Source organism: Mesorhizobium sp. M1A.F.Ca.IN.020.06.1.1, assembly GCF_004023265.1.
GTDB lineage: Bacteria > Pseudomonadota > Alphaproteobacteria > Rhizobiales > Rhizobiaceae > Mesorhizobium.
On sequence record NZ_RZSR01000906.1, the window covers coordinates 1 to 2,441 of the forward strand.

A 2,441-nucleotide genomic window follows, 5' to 3' on the forward strand; every position below is an offset into this window, starting at 1 on the left:
TCTACATGCAGCTCGGCTACGCGCTGGGGAATGTCTACGCGCTGATGCTCACCATTTACATCATCTGGTGGGGCTACTCGATCCTCAGCGGCCGCGAGACGATCTCTCCGATCGAGTCTGCATATCGCCTCGGTCGCGCGGTCGTCATCTATCTGTTGCTGACTGGCTGGGGCACATTCTCCGAGACGATCTACAAGCTCGTGCAGGCGGTGCCGAACGAAATCGGCAAGATCATCGTCGGGGCCGTGTCGCGCGCCACCGGCAACCAGCTCTCGGATCAAGATGCGATTCCAGCACTGATCGACAACCTCTACCGAGGTGCCCAGGATGTCGCCAATCAGGTCTACAGCGGCACCTTTTACGACATATTCGGCGCGCTGCTTTCCACGATCGTGCTTTTGGCCGCCATCATCTTTTCGGCGCTTGCCATCGCGGCAATCATCGCGGCCAAGATCATGCTGTTCATCACTCTGGCGCTCGCGCCGGTCTGGATTGTGCTTTGGCTCTACCGGTGGTCAACGCGGATGAGCGAGGGCTTCATTACGCTGACCACCTATCTGATCATCCAGCAGATTCTCATATATGGCTTCCTGGGCTTCTATTTTTCGCTGGTCAATCTTGCCTTGAATACCGCCACGTCGGGAGGCGCCAGCGTCGACAACAAGATGTCGATGGTCCTGCCGCTCGTCCTGGTCACGATCATCGGCATCTATGTGCTGATGCAAATTCCGGCGATCGCCTCGATTCTCAACGGCGGCGGCTATCTCAGCACCGTCGGCGCATACCGCTCCTATGGCAATGTTCCGGGCAATGTCGCCCGCTATTCCGGAGCGCGGGCCGTTGCAAACCGGTGGCAGCGGCTGAGATCATCCCGCAGTAGCGAGGCGGCTCGATCATCCATTCAACAAGCGGCGCGCGATAACGGGAGGCCATTGGCATAGAAGCGCAGGCAACCGCCTCAGAGTGCGGCTTGGGCCGTCGCGCGAGGTTTGACGTGAGGCTAAAGTAAAGTGACAAAAATCCAGGCAAGCATCGCCGCCGAGCCCGGCGAACCGGTCGACGACCGCTACTATGAGGCAGGCGCGACCTGGGAGGACGACACACACCGGTCGCTGAGACGGTCGCGCACGCTGGCCTGGCTTGTCAGCGGCGTCGCCAGTGTCGTTGCAGGCCTGTCATTGCTGACGCTCGTGCTCATCCTTCCGCTCAAGCAATTCGAGCCCTATGTGATCGAGGTCGACAAGACGACCGGATACCTCGAAATTGCCCGCGCGCTCAAACCCGGCGATCTGTCGCAGAATGAGGCGGTCACCGCCGCCAATCTCGTTCGCTATATTCGCGCCCGCGAAACCTATGACGCGCGCGAGATCAAGCAGAACTACGATCTTGCGCAGCTCTATTCGACGGGAACGGCGGCCAAGGATTTGACTTGGGGCTACACGCCGTCCAACGCGCAATCGCTCGACAAGCTCTACGGTCGCAACGTCACCATCTCCGTCGACGTCAAGTCGGTTTCCCTGCTCAACAATACGACGGCATCGGTGCGGTTTTCGACCACGACGCGTCGCGAGAATTCTTCCACGACCGACAATTGGGTGGCCGTGGTCAAGTTCCGTTACACGACGACGCCGATCAAAAACGAATGGCGCTTCGACAATCCGCTTGGCTTCCAGGTCCTGGAATACCGTCGCGATCAGGAGTCCGCGCCAACCGCCGGGAGCGCGCAATGAAGACCCACCTTGCGGCCGCTCTGTCGCTGCTGATCTTGCTTGGCTCGGCCAGTTCCGCCGCCGCGCGCGACTATCGCATCCGCTACGTGCCTTTCGACAACGACAATGTGACGACCGTCAGTGCCGCGCTCGGCGTCTCCACGATGATTGAGCTCAGCCCGTCCGAAGTCATCGAGACCGTTTCGGCCGGTGACACCAAAGGCTGGTCGATCGTGCCGAAACGCGGCTCGCGCTTTCTCTTCATCAAGCCGCTCGAACGGGACGCCTGGACGAATGTCAACGTCGTTACCGACCGGCGCGTCTATTCGCTGTTGCTCAAAGCCACCGACAGCGATCGCGATCGCGCGTCCTTCCAGGTCCGATTCAAATATGGGGATGAGGATCAAGACGCGCGCCTGCTTTCCCAGGCCCGGCAAAGCGCTGCCGATCCCGATCTCAAGAACCTCAACTATGCCGCCCTCAACTACGATTACGTCTATGTCGGCGATGATGGCCTGAAGCCGCGCGTCGCTTTCGACGACGGCACCAAGATGTTCCTGGAGTTCGCGGGCGACATCCCGGCCATCTTCGTCGTCGACGAAAAAGGCCATGAATCGCTCGTCAATCAGCGCACCCAGGGAAAATACACGATCGTTGACAAGATTGGCCGGCAATTCACGCTGAGGGCCGACGGAAAAACGCTCTGCCTCTACAATCGAGCGCGGCCGTCGA

The 2,441-nt window shown here is 59.8% G+C and carries 3 protein-coding genes; all 3 read left to right on the forward strand.

Going from position 1 to position 2,441, the window contains the following annotated elements; all coding sequences use genetic code 11:
- A partial coding sequence (locus EOA60_RS28820; RefSeq protein ID WP_164899622.1) for a type IV secretion system protein occupies positions 1-941 on the forward strand: 941 nt, incomplete at its 5' end.
- Between the two features lie 69 nt (positions 942-1,010).
- The gene (locus EOA60_RS28825; RefSeq protein WP_348631121.1) at positions 1,011-1,730 is read left to right on the forward strand and encodes a type IV secretion system protein; all 720 of its coding nucleotides are present in this window, start codon (positions 1,011-1,013) and stop codon (positions 1,728-1,730) included.
- Positions 1,727-2,441 (forward strand): TrbG/VirB9 family P-type conjugative transfer protein (locus EOA60_RS28830; RefSeq protein ID WP_164899623.1); only part of this gene is annotated, 715 nt, incomplete at its 3' end. The genes EOA60_RS28825 and EOA60_RS28830, both read left to right, overlap by 4 nt.